Origin of the sequence: Roseococcus sp. SDR (genome assembly GCF_019083995.1) — a bacterium.
In the GTDB taxonomy this organism is placed as follows: Bacteria; Pseudomonadota; Alphaproteobacteria; order Acetobacterales; family Acetobacteraceae; genus Roseococcus.
Window position 1 is genome coordinate 71,684 of sequence record NZ_JAHRCU010000015.1, and the last position, 16,952, is coordinate 88,635.

Here is a 16,952-nt window from a genome sequence, read left to right on the forward strand (position 1 = left end):
TCCGGGGAAGCTCAATCCTGGCCGAGCAGGCGCTCGGCATGGCGCTGGAAGGCCGCGAAGCGATCCGTCACCGCGGTCTCGCGCAGCACGTGCTCCTGGCGGAAGCAGGCCACCTGGTGGCCTCCGCCGAGGTCGAGTGGCAGCGGGCGCTCCGCCCGGCACCGCGGCTCGGCAAAGGGGCAGCGCGAGGCGAGAAAGCAGCCGGGGGGCAGGTCGATCGGGCTCGGAATCTCACCTTGCAGCGCAAGGGCGCTGCCGCGCGGCTGACCCGGATCGGGCAGCAGGACCGACTGCAGCAGCCCCAGCGAATAGGGGTGGCGCGAACGGCCGAAGACATCGGCGCCACGACCCTGCTCGACGATGGCGCCCAGATACAGCACGGCGATGCGGTCGCTCAGGTGGTGCACGGTCGAGAGGTCGTGCGAGATGAAGAGGTAGGCCGTGCCCATCTCGGCCTGGAGGCGCTGCAGCAGATCCACCACCTCGGCGCGGGAGGTGGGGTCGAGCGCCGAGGTCGGCTCGTCCAGCACGATGATCTCGGGGCGGCTCGCGATGGCGCGCGCGATGCCGGCGCGTTGCAGCGTGCCGGCGCTGAGTTCACCCGGCCGGGCGTCGAGGCTGGCCGCCGAAAGCCCGACGCGCCGCGCGGCTTCCTCCACCCGGCTGGCACGGTCGGCCAGGCCCAACGCGCGCAGCGGCTCCTCGATGGAGGCGCCGATGGTGAAGCGCGGGTCCAGCGCCTCGGCCGGTTCCTGGAAGACGATCTGCAGCCTGCCTCGGAACCAGGCCTCACGAATGGAGGCGCGCCCGCGGATCGCATGGCCGCGGAAGGTGATCTGCCCCGCCGTGATCGGCAGGAGGCCGAGCACACAACGGCCGATGGTGGTCTTGCCCGAGCCCGACTCCCCCACCAGCGCCAGCGTCTCGCCCGCATCAAGCCGGAAGGAGACGCCGTTCACCGCCCGCACCATCGCGCCGCCGGCGGCCGGGAAGGTCTTTTGCAGATCATCCACTGCCAGCAGGGGGGCGCTCATGCCGGTACCGCCATATGCCGGATGGGGGCGTGGCAGCGCACAGCATGGCCCGGCGCCAGCACCGACAGGGCCGGCGCATCCGTCGCGCAGCGCTCCATCGCGCGCACGCAGCGCAGCGCAAAACGGCAGCCGCGCTCGGGGATCTCGGCCGAGGCATCGGGCCGCGTCCAGCGCGCGCGCAGCGCCGGCGAATGGGCGAAGGCGGCCAGCAGCGTGGCGCTGTAGGGGTGGCGCGGCGCCGAGAAGAACGCGTCACGATCGGCCGTCTCCACCACCTCGCCGCGATGCATGACGGCGATCCGCGTACAGAAATGCGCCGCCACGCCGATGTCGCGCGTGATGTAGAGCATGGAGGTCCGCTGCTCACTCACCAGCCGCGCCAGCAGGTCCAGGATCTGCGCCTGCACTGTGACGTCGAGGCCGCTCGTCGCATCGTCCGAGATGATGAAGCGCGGCTCACAGGCCAGCGCGATGGCGATCACCACGCGCTGCGCCATGCCGCCTGAGAGCTCGTGCGGATAGGCATTGTAGCGGCGGACCGGATCGGGGATGCGCACCGCCTCCAGCGTGGCCAGCGCACGCTCCCGCGCCGGCTTGCGCGTCAGGCCCAGATGGGCGCGCAGCACGGCCGCGATCTGCTCGCCCACGGGGCGCATCGGGTCCAGCTCGCTGCGCGGATTGGGCACGATCATCGCGAGATCCCGGCCGCGCAGCTTGCGGAACTCCGCCTCGCCGAGCCGCGCCAGATCCTGCCCGCCAAGGCGGATCGAGCCGGCGGTGATGCGCCCCGGCGGCTTCAGCGCGCCCATGATGGCACGCGCCAGCGTGGTCTTGCCGCAGCCCATCTCGCCCACCAGCGCCATGATCTCGCCCGCGCCGACCTCGAGGTCCAGGCCTCGCACCGCCTCCACGCTGCGCCCGCCATAGGCGGGATAGGCCACATTCAGCCCCTGGATGGAGAGCGCCGGCGTCATCTCAGCCTCGTGTCCGGGGGTCGATCAGGAGGTAGAGGAAATCCACGATCAGATAGACCAGCAACGAGAAGATCGCGGCGAAGATGATGAAGCCCATGATGGCGTTGAGGTCCGCATTCAGCACGGCGCCAACCGCATACTGCCCGGCGCCGCCCCAGCTGAAGACGATCTCCACAAGAACGGCCCCGCCCAGCAGGTAGCCGTAGAGCACGCTGACCACCGTGAGCACTGAGGGCAGCGCGTTGCGCAGCGCATGGCGGCGGATGGCGGCGGGCGGCAGGCCGCAGAGATGCTGATACTGGCTGAAATCGGCCTCCAGCATGCGTTCCATGGTCGATTGCGTCATCTTCAGGATCGGCCCCGCATTGACGATGCCGAGCGTGAGCACGGGCAGAACGAGTTGCGCCGCGGCGGACCAGAAGACCTCCCAGTCGCCCGCGATCATCGCATCCAGCGTGAGAACGCCGGTCACCTGCGGCGGCGCGAGCAGGCCGATATCGAGCCGACCCATGGGCGGCGGCGCCCAGCCGAGGAAGGAGAAGAAGACCAGGATCAGCAGCAGCGCGAACCAGAAATCCGGCAGGGCGCCGGCCGCGAAGCCATAGCCGTCCGAAAGGCGGCGCACCCAGCCCTCGGGCCGCTGCGCCGCCAGCACGCCGAGCGGCACGCCGATGGCGATGGCGAGCAGCAGGCCGAGCGTCACCAGCTCCAGCGTCGCCGGAAATTTCCGCAACAGATCCTCCAGCACCGGCCGCGTGGTGAGCCAGGAGGTGCCGAGGTCGCCCTGCACGAGGCGCGAAAGGTAATGCCCGAACTGCACCCATAGCGGCTCGTTCAGACCCATCTGCTCGCGCAGCTGCTCCAGGTTCTCGCGCGTGGCGAGCGGCCCGAGGATCAGCGGCACCGGATCGCCGGGGATGGATTTGATCAGGAAGAAGCTGACCAGCACGATGCCGAAGAGCTGCGGAATAAGATAGGCGAGGCGGAGGGCCGCGTGGCGCAGGAACCACATCAGCCGCGCCCCCTGAGGTCACCCAGCGCGCGGCGCTTTCCGGGATCGGAAAGGATCTCGATGCTGGCGCCGATCAGTGCGAAGCCGAACACCGTGATGGAGAGTGCGAGGCCCGGGAACAGCGAGGGCCACCACTGGCCGGTGATGACGTTCTGGTAGCCCATGGCGATCATGTTGCCCCATTCGGGCGTGGGCGCGCGGACGCCGGCGCCGATGAAGCTGAGCCCCGCCGTCAGGAGGATCGCCATGCCGATGTTCACCGAGGTCTGCGCCAGGATGGGCCCCAGCGCATTGGGAATGATGTGGCGCAGCAGGATGACGGTGTCGGAGGCGCCGGCGATGACCGCGGCCTCGATGAAGTTGCGCCCGCGCAGCGCCAGCGCCTGCGCGCGCATCAGCCGCAGATAGATCGGCGTGGAGACGAAGACGATGGCGAAGATGATGCTCTCGAGGCTCTGCCCGAAGACGGCGACGAGCGCGAGGGCGAAGGCGAAGACCGGAAAGGCCTGCAATACGTCGCTGCCGCGCAGGACCGCGAGCGAGACGAGGCCCGCCGCACCGCTCCGCCCTTCATGATAGCCGACGAAGGCGCCCAGCGCGCTGCCCAGCAGGGCGGAGATGAGCGTGCCCAGCAACGCGATGGTGAGGTCCATGCGCGGCGCGTGCAGCACGCGGCTCAGCACGTCGAGCCCTGCCTGGTCGGTGCCGAAGGGATGCGCCCAGGAGGGCGGCAGGAGGAAGGCGCCAGGGATGGATTGCGTCGCCGAATGCGGAGAGATCCAGGGCGCCAGGATCGCGATCACCACCATGCCCAGGACGATCGCATAACCCAGCGCATAAAGGGGGTGGCGGCGCAGGAAGGCGGCGAAGAAGCCGAGGCTCCCCGCGCGCCCGCCCATCCCGGCCGCCGCCTGGCTCAGGACACGCCCCGCCGCACATCCTGGAAGCGGATGGTGTTGGAGCTGTAGTAGGCCAGGCCCGAAAGCCCGGTCTGATGCGCGAACTGGTAGCCGGTAAAGGCGATGTGAACCCAGGGGCTCTCGCGCATCACGATCTGCTGGGCGCGCGTCACGATCTCCTGCCGGCGCGGCCAGTCCATGGTCTGCAGGCTTTCGTCGATCAGCGCATCCACCTCCGGATTGGTGTAGCTCGTGTGGTTGATGAAAGACGTGCTGCGGAAATACAGGTTGAGCGCAAAGGATGGGTCGGGCGTGAAGGGCGCGTCCACATGGAACATGAGCGGCTGCGAGCGATCCGTCATGAAGCGGAAATAGGTGGCCGCCGGAATGCGGTTGAGCGTCAGCTCGATGCCCAGGGCGCGCAACGCCGTCTGGTACATGATGGCGATCGGCTCCTGCTCGGGCACGCCGGCGTTGTAGGAGAGCTCGGTGCGGAAGCCGCCGGCGAAGCCCGCATCCGCCAGCAACCGGCGCGCGGCCTCGATGTTCGTGTCGTATTCCCAGAACTGGTCCGTGGCACCGGGATAGAAGAGCGGCATGACGCCCTTGAGGGGCGCGCCAAAGCCCTGGAGCACGCTGCGCAGCACCTCGTCACGCGGGAAGGCGAGGTTCATCGCGCGGCGCACGGCCACATTGTTGAAGGGGGCCATGCGCGTGTTCATCTGGATCCAGATGCCCTGCGTCGCATCGAGGTTCGCGACGCGCACCGTGCGATGGTTGGCGAGCGCGATATAGTCGGTCGGCGCGAGGAACTGCGCGATGTCGGCCGCGCCGCCCTGCACCAGCGAGAGACGAGCGGCGGAAGTCGCGACTTCGCGGAAGATCACCGTCTCCATGAAGGGCTTGCCGCCCCAGTAGTCATCGCGGGCGGTCGCGACCATCTGCTGGCCGCGCGTCAATTCACGCAGGTTGTAGGGGCCGAAGCCAGCGACATTGGTGTCAAGCCAGCGGCGGGACCAGGGGTCATCCCCCGCCGCCATCTCCTTCGCCTTCTTCTGGTCGAAGATGGGGTTTCCGATATGCGTGGTGACCGGCAGGAAGATGGCGTTCGGCCGCTCGATCGAGAAGGAGACGGCGAGCGGCCCCTCGACGCGCACCTGGTCGGGGTCGGAGAGGCCCAGGGCCCGCGTCATGAAGCCATCGCGGCCGCGCAGGGCGAATTTGCGGTCGAAGGTGTATTTCACATCCTCAGCGGTCAGCGGGTTGCCCCAACCGCTGCGCACCCCCTCGCGCAGGTGGAAGGTGATGCGGCGGTTGTCGGCCGACCACTCCCAACGCTGGGCGAGTTGCCCTTCGGGTGCCACGCCGAAGTTCTCACGCTGATAGGCCGGCTGACGCGGATCATTCATCAGCGGATAGCGCGTGAGGTTGTCATAGAAGCCGGCCATGACATTGCGCGAGCCGATGGAGAGCGCGTTCTCGACATCCATGCTCTGCGGCGTGGCGGAAGAAGCGATGACCAGCGTACGGCCGCGCCCCTGGGCCGCGGCCGAGCCTGGCATCGTTCCAGCGGCGGCAAGGCCGGCGGCGCCGGCAAAGAGCGCCCTTCGCTCAAGGCTGGCCCTTCCCAGACGGGGGGCGGCGGGGCTTTCGCGTGTGTCGTCCATGGGAGGGCTCCTGGTTGAAGGGAAGGCCGGAGAGAGAGGAGGTAACTTGACTTCCCATTCAAGTTCCGTGCCAGAGGCCCACATTCCGGATTCTCGGTCAAGTAATTATAAATAAATGATTTTTTATTGGAAAGCGAAATCGAGGCGCCGCATGAACGCCCTCACAGCATGATAATCAGGCACATTCTGGCGTGTTCCTAGGCAAAACCCCGAAGCGGCGCGTTCGGAGAGCGCCGCCGCTGCCGAAGCGGATGGCACGGCTGCTCCATCGGCCCGACGGGCCGGCTTCCCCCACAGGCGCCGAGAAGAACCGGGAGACCGCGCCCACGCGGCGGCATGCGCCCGTGCAAGCCACTCAAGCGAGACCGTGAACCTGCATCGCGCGCGCAGGCGCACGCCGCGCGCATTGACCATGGCACGGCGCTCGGTGAACATCGGGAAGGAGCGATGTCGTGCCGTCTGAGCGCTGAGGATTCTGGCTGGCGAGGTGCCACCCCTAGCTCCCAAGCCCGCCCTGGAAGGATGATCGCATGAGCGACCTCATTGACACCCTGCTCGGCATCGAGCCGCAATCGCCGCTCGCCACCCTGCGCCTGCAACGCCACCTGACCCGCACCCACACCGAGGAGAGTCACCGCGTGCTCTTCCGGCCCGAGACGGCCGGCGATGTGTCGATCGAGGAACGGATGGCGCTGGGCACCTATGTTTGCGCCCTGCATGGCGCCCAGGCCCTGCTGGAGCATTATGCCACTGCGCTTGCGAACCGCGGGGCGGTGGAAGCCGCCGCCGCGCAAACCCGCGCGTGTGGCCCCACCGGCCATTTTCCGGCGGGGCCGCTCAGCGCCGAGGACAGCCCTGCCCCGCCCTTCGCGCTCGCGGCGGAGACGGCGGCGACGCTCGGTCCGCGCCTGGTGGCCGCCTTCGCCCATGCGCATATGCTGGTGTTTCACCCACGCGACGCGTCGCCCGCGGCTTTCCGTCCGTTGCTGGAGGCTGGCTGGACGACGGATGGCATCGTCACGCTGTCGCAGATCGTGGCTTTCCTCTCCTACCAGATCCGCGTCGTCCAGGGCCTCGGCGTCCTGGCCGGGCGGTTGTGAGCACCCCCATGACCGATGCCATCCTGACCCACCCCGAGAATGTCGAGCCCGTCCTGTTCACGCGCGCCAAGGTGGAATGGCTGCCCTGGCTGGAGCCGCTGGCGGAAGAGGCGTTGACACCGCGCCATATCGCCGCGCTGGTCGAGGCGGCACGGGCCAAGTCCCCCTATTTCCGCCTCCTGGCGCGCGACCCGGATGCGCTGGAGCATCGCACCCGAACGGACAAGGATATCTTCTACAATACCCAGGGGGGCGCGCCGCGCGCCGAACGTGAGCTGGCCGCGACCGTCGTCTCGCGACTCAATGGCTGCATCTATTGCGCCTCGGTCCATGCCCGCTTCGCCGCGACCTATGGCAAGCGCGAGGAGGATGTGGACCGGTTGCTGGCGGAGGGGGTGAAAGCCGGGTTGGGCGAGCGCTGGAACGCCGTCATCGCCGCCTCGGTGGCGCTGACCGAGACGCCCTCGCGCTTCGGTCCGGAGCACGTGGATGCGCTTCGTGCCTCCGGGCTGGATGACCTCGGCATAGCCGACATCATCCACGCCGCCGCCTTCTTCAACTGGGCAAACCGCCTGATGCTTTCGCTGGGCGAGGCCGCGCCGCCGCTGCAGTCGGCATAGGCGAAGCCGCCCGGGACCTGCTTCACGGGCTAAAGCTCAATCCGGCTGATGTTCACAGGCGGCGGGGCGCAGAACGCGGAGCGGGTGTTGGCCGCCCATGGCAGGGGGCCCGGGCTGCCCGGCAGAGTGCTACGGCCGGCGCGATGTTGCCGATCGGCTCCGGCAGCGGCCGGCGGTTGAGCCAGTCCACCCGCTCGAAGGTGGCGAATTCCAGGGCCTCGAACGGAAGGCCCCCGAGGCAACAGCCCTCAGCATGCCCGTCCAGGACGAACTGCCGCAGCCGCCGCGCGCCGTGTCCCGGAGCGGCGGCGCAAGGTCAGTGTCTGACCATCGCGCACCGAAGGCGGACGCGGGTCACAGCCAGATGCTTCCAACAGCAAGGCCGAGGACACCCGTGAGCCCGATCTCGAAATCGGCGGCGCCATCACCGGTCACATCGCCCTGCAGGAGGCCGCCGGCGAATCTCAGCTGTCCCGCAGCCCCCCCAAAGCCCGCGGCACCGATGAAGGCGAAAGCCTGGTTACCGGCAAGGTTCGCATTCGCATCAATCGTCCTGAGATCGATGAGGTCCGTCTCCGCCGCGTCGAAATCCAGGATGACATCCCCATCGGCGTCCATGGCGGTGCGGAAGATGAAACGATCCGCGTCGGCGCCACCGGTCAGGTCATCGCTGCCAGCGCCCCCGATCAGCACATCGGCACCGCCGCCGCCCAGCAGCGTATCGGCGCCGCCATTGCCGTACAGCACATCATTGCCATCGGCGCCATCCAGTCGGTTGGCGCCGGCATTGCCGTCGAGACGGTTCGCCCCGCCATTGCCGGTGCCATCGAGATCCGCCAAGCCGACCAGGCTCAGCCATTCGACCTCCGCTCCGAGGACATGGTCCAGCGTGGCGACCACGCGGTCGTAACCGCCGCCGGCCTGCTCCACCACCACATCGCCGGCGTCATCCACGTGATAGGTGTCGTCACCGGCGCCACCCACCAGGCTGTCAGCGCCCAGCCCACCCACAAGGGCGTCGGCACCCTCGCCACCGATCAGCGTGTCCGCGCCTGCCATGCCATAGAGGCGATCGGCCCCATCCCCGCCATCCAGGAGATTGTCATTCGCATTGCCATCGAGGCGGTTGTCCAGGGCATTGCCCGTCCCGGCCACCGCAGCACCGGGGCGCAGCGTCAGCCGCTCGATGTTGCCGCCCAGGACCCAGTCGACCGAAGCCATGACACGGTCATAGCCGGCGGCCGCGGCTTCGACCGTCGTATCGGCCAGTTGATCCACGTCGAAGCGATCATCGCCCAGGCCGCCTTCGAGTTGATCGGCACCCAGCCCCCCCCGAAGGACATCGTCGCCCGCGCCGCCGACCAGGCTGTCATTCCCGGCCGAGCCGGTCACGAGAAGGCCGGTCCCCGCGCCCAGCGCCGACCCGTCCAGGCTCAGCGCCGTGACCGCAGAGGCAACCACCTCCAGAACCGGGCCAAAGCCAAGCGCCGCCTGGGCACCGAGCACGAGGCTCTGGAGGCCGGCCGCGCCCAGCGTGATCTGCTCGAGGTTATGCAGATTGCCGAAGGAGGAGTCGTCCAGGTTGACCGCGAAGTTCAGGATCAGCGTGTCATGCTCGCCCAGGCCGTCGATCCAGCGCGCCGGATCGGTGAAATCACCAGCGCTGGTGAAGGTGAAGACGTCGCGCCGCGCCGTGCCCGTCTGCTGCCGCAGGTCAATGGTGACATCGAAGGCCGCTCCCACCGAGGTGAGGCCACCGCTCGTCTGCGACACCTCCAGCGCATGCGCGCCGGCGCCGAGCACAGGCAGGACCAGGCTCCATGCCCCCGCCCCATTGGCGTTGGTGGTTCCCAGGACCGTGCCGCCTTCACGAACCGTGATCACCGCCCCGGCCTCCGCCGTGCCGACGAGTTCCGGCGTGGTGATGCCGGTCACGCCGTCATTCGTGTCGGGGCCGTTGTCGGACCCCGCCCCGAGCTGGACGCTGGGCGGCGGCAGGACGGTGCTGAGCGTATAGACCACCGCGCCGCTGCTGCCGATATTTCCGGCGAGGTCGGTGGTGACGGCGACCAGGCTGTGGTCCCCCTCGTCGCCCAGATCCACGCTGACGGACCAGAGCCCACCGACGCCGATCGTCGTCGTGGCGATGGGCGTGACGCCACCATTGTCGAAAATCTGCACCTGGGTGCCGCGATTGGCGTCGGACACCGAGCCGGTGATGGTCTGCGTCGCCACGCCGACGATGCCGCCGCCCGAGGTGATCGCCACCACCGGGTCGGCCGTGTCCACCTTCACGGTCAGCACGGCGGAGGAGGCGGAGGTGACGAGCGAATCGTTCAGCGCCGTCGCCGTGAAGCGGTGGGTGCCGTCGGCCAGGGCGGCGGGCGTGATGCTCCAGGCGCCCGTCACCGCATCGGAGCGCACCTGCCCCACGACCGTCGCCTCATCGCGCAGCGTCACCAGCACATCCGGCGCGGCGAGGCCGGTGATGGTGAGCGTGGTGATGCTGGTGATGTTGTCGGTGCTGGAGACGCCGGTATCCAGGATGGCCGCGATGTCGAGCCCGGTCGGCGCATCGGCGGCGATGGCCTCGGGCAGCAGGAAGAGTGGCCCCGCCTCGGCGCTGTTCGTGGTGCCGGACAGAATGTCCTTGAGCAGCACGGTGCCCGCTTCGGTGCCGTCGCTGATCCAGAGCTCGGGGCCGGTGCTGCCGTCATTGGCAGAGAAGATCACCCGCCCGTCACCGAGGGAGGTCAGGTCGAAGGCGGTGGCGATTCCCCCGGTGGCGCCCAGCCAGATGTCCTTGACGAGGGTGGTGCCGCCGGTCGTCCCATCCGTGCGCCACAGCTCATAGCCATGCACGCCGTCATCGGCGATGAACAGCGCCGTGCCGTCGCCCAGCGCGACCGGGCCGTAGGGCCGGCTGCCATAGCCGCCGACGCGGATGTCCTTCACCAGGCTGGTCCCGGCCCCGGTGCCGTCGGTCACCCAGAGTTCGACGCCGTTCGTGCCGTCATTGGCGGTGAAGACCGCAAGGCCGGTGCCGAGCGCGGTGATGGCGCCGTTGTTGCCCAGCCCGTGCCCGCTGCCCGCCTGGATGTCCTTGACCAGGGCGGTGCCGGCCTCGGTGCCGTCCGTGGTCCAGAGCTCGATGCCGTTCACGCCGTCATCGGCCTTGAACAGCGTCTGGCCGTTGCCGAGGGCCGTGAAGCCGTGGGGCGTGGCGCTTGCCGCGCCCGGGTTGATGTCCTTGACCTTGACCGTGCCGGCATTGGTGCCGTCGGTCACCCAGAGTTCGCTGCCATCGCCATCCTGCGCCAGGAACAGCGCCCGGTTCCCGGCGATCAGCGTGAATGCGGTGGGGGAGCTATAGGCCGTGCCGGGGTTGATGTCCTTGAGCAGGACCGTCCCGCCCACCGTGCCGTCCGTGACCCAGAGCTCGGTGTTATGGTCATCATCGCCGGCGCTGAACACGATGAGGCCATTGCCCAGCGCGGTCAGCCCATAGGCATAGCTGCCGCCGAGGCCGGGATTGAGATCCTTGAAGAGGGTGGTGCCACCCGCCGTGCCATCGGTGATCCAGAGCTCGAAGCCATGATCGCCGTCCCCCGCCGAGAACAGCGCGGTTCCGTCGCCGAGCGAGAAGAAGCCCCCTGGATAGGAGGGGGCGGTGCCCAGGTTGATGTCCTTGAGCAGGCTGGTGCCGGCCGCCGTCCCGTCGGTCACCCACAATTCGAGGCCCGTCGCGCCGGTGCTGGCGGCGAAGAGCAGCGTGCCGGCGTCCAGGCGGAACGCGGCGGTGGCATAGCCCGCATTCAGCCCATCCAGGAGGCGCTGCGTGCCGCCGGTCGTGCCATCGGTGATCCAGGCGCCGATGCCATCGCCATCGGCCGCGAGGAAGACCGCCTCCCCCGTCCCGGTCGCCTTGAGGAAGCCCGGAGCGCCGCCGATCAACGGATTGCCCTGGACATTGACGTCCGCGACCAGCTGCGTCCCGCCGACGGTGCCATCCGTCACCCAGACCTCGGCGCCCACCACCGGGTCATCCACGACGAAGAAGGCGGTGCCATCGCCATTGGCCACGAAATCGCCCGGGGCGCCATCGAGGTCACCCGGCATGAAGTTCCGCAGCAGGCTGGTGCCGCCGGCCGTGCCGTCCGTCACCCATAATTCGCGGCCGTTGACGCCATCATCGCCGGCGAAGACCGCCGTGCCGCCGCCGAGCGAGACGATCTCCCGCACCGAGGGGTAGTAGCTGGTCTGGTCGCCCGGCTGCAGCTCGAACACCAGTGTGGTGCCGGCCTCGGTCCCATCCGTGACCCAGAGCTCCGGCCCGTGCGTGCCATCATCGGCCTGGAACAGCGCGCGGCCATCGCCGAGCGGCGTGACCAGCTCGATGCTGCTGCTGGTGGAACCAGGGTTGATGTCCCGCACCAGGACCGTGCCGGCGGTGGTGCCGTCGGTGATCCAGAGCTCCGTGCCATGCGTGCCGTCATTCGCGCTGAAAAGCGCGCGGCCATCGCCGAGATCGGTGATGTCCGAGATGAAGGTCTGACCGCTGCCGGGCCGGATTTCCTTGAGCAGGGTGGTGCCCGCGACCGTCCCGTCGCTGATCCAGAGCTCCTGGCCCTGCGCCGTCGAGCCGGTCGCGCGGAACAGGATCTGGCCCGCGCCAAAGGTGGTGAAGTTGCCGGGAGCGGAACCGGCTGAGCCGGTCCGGATGTCCTTCAGCAGGCCGGTGCCAGCGATGGTGCCGTCGGTCACCCAGAGCTCGCTGCCGTTGGTGCCGTCCGTGCCGGTAAAGAGGGCCCGTCCGCCACTTAGCACCGCGAAGGTGGTGAAGGGACTGTTGGTCGCCCCGGCCACCATGTCCAAGAGCCGGATCGTGCCGGCCTCGGTGCCATCCGTCGCCCAGAGTTCGCGGCCGGTCGTGCCGTCATTCGCCTGGAACACGGCCAGGCCATTGCCGAGCGCCGTGATGTTGGTGATCGACGAGGCATCGGCACCCGGGCGGATATCCTTGACCAGGAAGGTCCCGCCCGGGCCGCCATCCGTGATCCAGAGTTCCTGGCCGGTGGTCCCGTCATCCGCGGTGAAGAGCGCCCGGCCGCCGCCGAGGAGCGTGAAGTTGCCGATGAACGGCGAATCGGCCCCGGGGTTGATGTCGGTGACCAGGCTGGTGCCGGGGGCGGTGCCGTCGGAAATCCAGAGTGCCGGGCCGTCAAGGCCGTCATCGGCGCTGAACAGGATCCGATTGGCCATGAGCACCCCCTGGGCCGGCACGCCCATCATGGGCGCGGCACGGTGAGATCATTACTCAGGCGATCTCAACACTTAATTTTTCAGTTGAAAAGCCACGGAAGTCTAACTTTCAAGAAAACCTCCGATTGCCCGGCAGGCGCGGCTGGGTGATCGTTACGCCTCCATCCCTCGCCTCGGAGTGCGCCGCCTCCCATGTCCTCCGTCCCCGTGAACATCCAATCCGGTGGCGACAGCGCCCCGCCCTACCGTGTGGATGCCTCGCCCGGGATGGCGGGCTGGCTGCGCCAGCATGATGTCTCGCTCGCCATCACCACCTACCAGATCGGCAAGCTCTTCCTGGTCGGCGCGCCCGATGCGGGCCAGCTCCATGTGACGGAACGCACCTTCGAGCGCTGCCTCGGCGTGGCCGTGCAGGGGGAGAGCCTCTACCTCGCCGGCCTGAACGCCATCTACCGCTTCGCCAATGTCGTCCCCAAGGGGCAGGAGCTCGAGGGGCATGACGCGGTCTATGTGCCGCAGGTGGCCTGGTACACGGGCGACGTCTTCGCGCATGACGTGGGCGTGCTGCCCGATGGCCGGCCGCTCTTCGTCAACACGCTGTTCGGCTGCCTGGCCACGGTGGACGAGGCGACGAGCTTCCGCCCCGTCTGGACGCCGCCCTTCATCACGCAACTCGCGCCGCAGGATCGCTGCCACCTCAACGGGCTGGCCATGGACGACACGACGGGCCGCCCGGCCTACATGACCGCGGTGGCGGAAACCGACACGCCCCGTGGCTGGGCCGACAAGCGGGATGGCCACGGCGTCGTGCTCGATCTCGCCACCCAGTCCGTGGTCTGCCGCGGATTGAGCATGCCGCACTCGCCGCGGCTGCATCGTGGGGCGCTGTATGTGCTGAATGCGGGCACCGGCGAACTGGGCGTCGTGGATCGCGCGGCGAGGCGCTTCGAAGCCATCGCATCCGTGCCGGGATTCGCACGAGGGCTTGCATTCATGGGCGGCTATGCGCTGGTCGGCACCTCGCTGCCGCGCGCCAATCAGGTCTTCGCCGGATTGCCGCTCGAGGAGAGGCTGAAGGCTGCCGGAAGGGCGCCGGAATGTGCGATCCTGGTGGTGGAGCTTGCAACGGGCGCGGTCGTCCATTGGCTGCGCCTCGGCGGGGTGGTGCGGGAGCTTTATGACATCGCCCTGCTGCCTGGCCACAGGAGCCCGATGCTGGTGGGTTTCGCCCAGGGGCAGATCAACCGGCTCATCAGCAAGGGCAAGCCTTTCCCGATCCACTCCTGAGCCGCGTCAGAGGCGGGCGATTGATCGATCCTGCCGGGATGAGGGGGTGGGAGACGCCGGCATCTCATGGGCGCTGCCGAGCGGATTGCCGGCCTCGCCAACGATCTTGGCGCCACCGATGCCCTGCGCAACCAGTGAGAGATCCACCTGGCCGTGGCCGCCGCCCCAGATCACATGGACCGCGCCCGCATCCAGGCCGCCCTCGCCCTCATGCGGGGTGCCGATGACGAGGTCCACCACGCCGTCGCGTTTCAGGTCGCGCCCGCCGGTGACGGTCATGCCGGCCAGGTCGTCGGGCAGTTCCGGCGTGATCAGGAAGCCGCCCGTGCCGGACGCGATGTCGGACAGCAGGACCTCCGCCGCGCCCGTCTTGCCGTACACCACATAGGCATGCCCACCCGAGGCGGTGCCGACGAGGAGATCCGCGCGACCATCGCCGCTCACATCGCCGAGGCCGCTGACGCTGCTGCCCGCTCCCTCGCCCGCCTGGCCGGTGATGCGGTAGCCGTCGGCACCCAGGGCGCCGAGGTTCACCTGCGCACCGGTGGACTTGCCGAAGACGACATAGGCCGCGCCCGCATCGGTCCCGCCAGCGATGAGCTGACCAGCAACAAACCCCTCAACTTCCACCGCGTGGCCGCTGTTCGGAATGCGGGGACGCGCAACCGGCGGTCCCGTTCCATGATCCTCTGCCCTTGGCGGTTGGCCCGAATGGCCGCGTTGGCCGATCTGTCTGCATCCAAAGCGGATTGGCTCGGTCCCTCACCTCGCCTCCACCCACCACGCTCAGGGCTGCCCCAACTCCGCGCGCAGCGCAGCCGCCGCCCGATCCGAGGGGTCGAGCGTCAGCAGCAGCGCGGCCAGCCGCGCGGCCTCCGCACGGTCGCCCAGGTCGCGCTCCAGGGTGGCCAGCGCCACCAGGCTGTCACGATGCCGGGGGTGGCGCTGGACCAGTTCGCGCAGCGCCTGCCGCGCCTCGCCGCGCTGCCCGAGGCTGTTGAGCGCGATGGCGCGGACATAGCCATAGCGCGGCTGCTCCGGGGCGAGTTCCGCAGCGCGGGTCAGTGCCGGCAGCGCCGCGCCAGCCCGGCCGGCACGCGCGAGCATCAACCCCAGCGCATGATGCCCGGTAGGATCGGCGGGATGGGCCGCGACCGCGCGCTCGAGCAGCGCCAGCGCGGCTGCACTGCGCCCACCTTGGCCTTCGAACTCCGCCATGTTCACAAGCGCCGGCAGATAGTCAGGATCGAGCGCGAGTGCGGCCCGCCAGGCGGCCTCGGCTCCGGCGGCGTCGCCGCGCTGGGCCAGCAGCCCCGCGATGTTCACATGCGCCTCCGGCCGCTCGGCCGCGACGCGCTCGCTCGCGATCAGCTCGTCCCAGGCGCGGGCGAAGGCGGGGCGCGCCGCCTCCGGCAGGGCGGTCAGCGGCACGGGCGCCAAGGCGCGCGCCGCCTCGATGCGGACGAGGCGGACCGGGTCGCCCAGGAAGCGCGCCGCGTGCAGCCGGTTGCGCGGATGCAGCCCCTCCAGCGCGCGCAGCGCCGTGGCGCGCACCAGCGGCTCGGGGTCCAGCAGCGTGGCGCCAACCGCCTGGGCGGCAGGCTGCGTGGGCGGCACGGGCAGCAGCGTCAGCGCGGTGGCCCGCAGGATGGCGGGCTGGTTGCGGTCGATCGCCAGGGCGGCGAGCGCAGCATCCGCCCCCCGCTCGCCGCGGCGCCCGGCGGCGATCGTCAGCGCCGGGTGCGGCGTCTCCCGCCGCTCCGGGCCATGCCAGTCCACGATGCGCTGCGCCGCCCATTCGGCCGTGCGGCCGGTGTGGCAGGCGGTGCAGGCATCGGGCGCGCCGACCGCCTGCGCGACATCCGGGCGCGGGACGCGAAAGCTGTGATCGCGCCGCCGGTCCACGACCATATAGGTGACGGCCGGCATGTGGCAGCCGGCGCAACTGGCGCCTTCGGCGTGGTGATGATGCGCCGGCGTGTCGAAGCGTGCAGGCAGGTGGCACTGGGCGCAGACGGCATTGCCCTCGGCGCGCAGGCGGCCGCTGTGCGGATCATGGCAGTCGCCGCAGGTGACGCCCGCGCGCTGCATCCGGCTCTGGACGAAGCTTCCCCATTCGAAGACCTCGCCCTGCATCTGGCCATCGGCGTGATAGAGGTCAGGCTGCAGCAGCACGGGCGCATGCGTGTCCAGGAAGCGGGCGCCGGGCTGCGGGTCCGCCACGATGGGCCGCGCCCGTGCATGGCAGGGCGCGCAGGTGTCGAGCTGCGCGGCCACCCCCTCGCGGGGCGGCCCTTCCCAGCGTGCGATGCCGCGCGCATCGCCCGGGGGGAAGCGCCAGGCGCCGCCCGAGGCGTCGCGCATCGCAACCGCGAGGCCGCGATGCGCAAGGCCCGGCGGGCGCCCGCCCTGCGCCCAGGCCACATGCGCCGCCCCGGGGCCGTGGCACGCCTCGCATCCCACGCTGATCTCCGTCCAGGCGGTGTCGTAGCGGCCCTGCGCCGCGTCATGGCCGCGCGTCAGCCCCGTTGAGTGGCAGGCAGCGCACATGAAGTTCCAGTTCTGGTCGCGCCCGGTCCAATGCAGGGGGTCGCCCGGCGGCAAGGCTTCCGCCGGCATCAGGTGATACCAGCGCTGCCCGCCCTCGCCCGCCGGCCGGCTGTCCCAGGCCCAGGGCAGCACCTGCCGCCGGCCGTCAGGAAAGAACACGAGGTATTGCTGCAGCGGATCGGCGCCGAAGGTCTCGCTCACCGGAAAATCCGCCACCGTGCCGCCCGGGCCGTCGGTGCGGATCAGGAAGCGCTCGCCCTCGCGCCGGAAGCTGGCCGTGTGGCGGCCATCGGTCACCGTCACGCCGGAGAAGTCGCCCAGCACATGGGCGGGCGTGGCGGAAGCCATGGCCCGGGCGTGGTCGCTGGCACGCCAGGCTTCGGCCTCGCGCGCATGGCAGCCGGCGCAGGTGGCGGAGCCCACGAAGCCCGCCAGCGCCCGCTCCCGCGCCACGGGCAGGCTGGGCTGCACGAGAAGGCCCGCCACCAGCGCGGGCAGACCCGCGAGCAGCAGCAGACCGAGCGTGGCCAGGCCGCGGCGCAGCACC

General features: G+C 69.7%; 11 protein-coding genes. 3 read left to right on the forward strand and 8 right to left on the reverse strand.

What is annotated here, in order from left to right; all coding sequences use genetic code 11:
• Positions 1 to 11: 11 nt before the first annotated feature.
• Genes KTR66_RS16930 through KTR66_RS16950 form a run of 5 tightly spaced genes read right to left on the reverse strand, consistent with a single transcriptional unit; the run spans position 12 to position 5,586 of the window.
• Positions 12 to 1,034, reverse strand: a complete 1,023-nt coding sequence (locus KTR66_RS16930) for an oligopeptide/dipeptide ABC transporter ATP-binding protein (RefSeq protein WP_213614542.1) — start codon at positions 1,032 to 1,034, stop codon at positions 12 to 14.
• Complete coding sequence (locus KTR66_RS16935) at positions 1,031 to 2,008, reverse strand: ABC transporter ATP-binding protein (protein ID WP_213614544.1); 978 nt, start codon at positions 2,006 to 2,008, stop codon at positions 1,031 to 1,033. Before KTR66_RS16935 ends, KTR66_RS16930 begins: the two co-directional genes overlap by 4 nt.
• 1 nt (position 2,009) lies before the next feature.
• Complete coding sequence (locus tag KTR66_RS16940) at positions 2,010 to 3,020, reverse strand: ABC transporter permease (RefSeq protein ID WP_213614546.1); 1,011 nt, start codon at positions 3,018 to 3,020, stop codon at positions 2,010 to 2,012.
• Entirely contained in the window at positions 3,020 to 3,919 is a 900-nt protein-coding gene (locus KTR66_RS16945) for an ABC transporter permease (RefSeq protein WP_213614548.1), read from the reverse strand. The genes KTR66_RS16940 and KTR66_RS16945 overlap by 1 nt, the downstream gene beginning before the upstream one ends.
• Before the next feature lie 17 nt (positions 3,920 to 3,936).
• The gene (locus tag KTR66_RS16950; protein ID WP_213614550.1) at positions 3,937 to 5,586 is read right to left on the reverse strand and encodes an ABC transporter substrate-binding protein; all 1,650 of its coding nucleotides are present in this window, start codon (positions 5,584 to 5,586) and stop codon (positions 3,937 to 3,939) included.
• Between the two features lie 530 nt (positions 5,587 to 6,116).
• On the opposite strand from KTR66_RS16950, the gene KTR66_RS16955 reads away from it, so the two are divergent.
• Complete coding sequence (locus tag KTR66_RS16955) at positions 6,117 to 6,686, forward strand: CMD domain protein (RefSeq protein ID WP_213614552.1); 570 nt, start codon at positions 6,117 to 6,119, stop codon at positions 6,684 to 6,686.
• Between the two features lie 8 nt (positions 6,687 to 6,694).
• Positions 6,695 to 7,306 carry an alkylhydroperoxidase domain protein gene (locus KTR66_RS16960; protein ID WP_213614554.1) on the forward strand — a complete coding sequence of 204 codons (612 nt, stop codon included), beginning with the start codon at positions 6,695 to 6,697 and terminating at the stop codon, positions 7,304 to 7,306.
• Positions 7,307 to 7,660: 354 nt separating this feature from the next.
• Here the strand turns inward: KTR66_RS16960 and KTR66_RS16965 are convergent, their stop codons facing one another.
• Positions 7,661 to 12,568 carry an S-layer family protein gene (locus KTR66_RS16965; RefSeq protein ID WP_213614557.1) on the reverse strand — a complete coding sequence of 1,636 codons (4,908 nt, stop codon included), beginning with the start codon at positions 12,566 to 12,568 and terminating at the stop codon, positions 7,661 to 7,663.
• Positions 12,569 to 12,760: 192 nt separating this feature from the next.
• On the opposite strand from KTR66_RS16965, the gene KTR66_RS16970 reads away from it, so the two are divergent.
• On the forward strand, positions 12,761 to 13,855 hold the full coding sequence (locus KTR66_RS16970; RefSeq protein WP_213614558.1) for a TIGR03032 family protein: 1,095 nt from the start codon (positions 12,761 to 12,763) through the stop codon (positions 13,853 to 13,855).
• 6 nt (positions 13,856 to 13,861) lie between these two features.
• On the opposite strand, the gene KTR66_RS16975 is transcribed toward KTR66_RS16970, so the two are convergent.
• Both KTR66_RS16975 and KTR66_RS16980 read right to left on the reverse strand, forming a co-directional pair.
• On the reverse strand, positions 13,862 to 14,485 hold the full coding sequence (locus tag KTR66_RS16975; RefSeq protein WP_213614560.1) for a hypothetical protein: 624 nt from the start codon (positions 14,483 to 14,485) through the stop codon (positions 13,862 to 13,864).
• A 156-nt stretch (positions 14,486 to 14,641) separates the two neighbouring features.
• Entirely contained in the window at positions 14,642 to 16,951 is a 2,310-nt protein-coding gene (locus KTR66_RS16980; protein ID WP_213614562.1) for a tetratricopeptide repeat protein, read from the reverse strand.
• Between the last annotated feature and the right edge of the window lies 1 nt (position 16,952).